This is a genomic window from Pseudoalteromonas sp. SR45-4, from assembly GCF_014163535.1.
Lineage (GTDB): Bacteria > Pseudomonadota > Gammaproteobacteria > Enterobacterales > Alteromonadaceae > Pseudoalteromonas > Pseudoalteromonas nigrifaciens.
This window is the reverse complement of record NZ_JACJDO010000102.1, coordinates 1-741: the sequence shown is the minus strand read 5'-3', so window position 1 is coordinate 741 and position 741 is coordinate 1. Positions and strand designations below refer to the sequence as shown.

Genomic DNA, 741 nt, shown 5'->3' with positions numbered 1-741 from the left:
TATGAGATTTTATGCTTTGGAAAGCGCTGCAAACGGCCTTTCGAGATTGCGTTCTTTAACGCTGTTTCTAAGTCGCGAGCAACTTGCTGAGCTGCTGCCGAGTCAAAAGACTTAATCCACGTAAACTCTTCAAAAGGCTTTATTTCCTTAAGAAGCGAGGCCATATCATTGTAGAACAAGAATGTTTTATCGAACTCATATCGACGCATATTTTCAGACAGTAATAAGTTCCAAATACCACGCGCAGTCGCGCCAAACTCTATGAGTTTAGCTTCTTGTTCTGGTGTAGGATTCAGTCTGTAATTGTATCTAAGCGTCTTTTTCATACACTGTATAGACTACTGTATATGAAAGGGTTGTCAAGATAGAATATGAAACTAAATCACACTGCAAATATCTAATAGCGTTACATTTAATCTTAGTTGTGAAATATAGAAGGCAATTGCTACAAGGTAACTTAGGTGAATTTGTAAAACAAAAAATTTCTGAAATTGCAGAGCGCTCAGAATTTAATATTGAAGAGATCGAGGTAGACAAAGATCATATACACATATTGCTTACGATTTCCCCGACCATTTGTGTTGCGAGTTATGTTCGTAGAATTAAACAATCAACGACACAAAGCCTATGGTCGAGATTTAAGTGGTTGAAAAAGCAATTCTGGATTGAGAAAACCTTTTGGTCTGACGGGTATTTTGTTTGCTCAGTTGGAAATGCTTCTGCTGATACAATTCGAAAATA

General features: G+C 37.1%; 2 protein-coding genes. One reads left to right on the top strand and one right to left on the bottom strand.

Annotated features, from left to right (window positions below; translation table 11 throughout):
- On the bottom strand, window positions 1-326 hold a 326-nt coding region (locus tag H5058_RS18130), incomplete at its 3' end, for a helix-turn-helix domain-containing protein (protein WP_182679379.1).
- 98 nt (window positions 327-424) lie between these two features.
- On the opposite strand from H5058_RS18130, the gene tnpA reads away from it, so the two are divergent.
- Window positions 425-741 (top strand): IS200/IS605 family transposase (gene tnpA / locus H5058_RS18125; protein ID WP_310735846.1); only part of this gene is annotated, 317 nt, incomplete at its 3' end.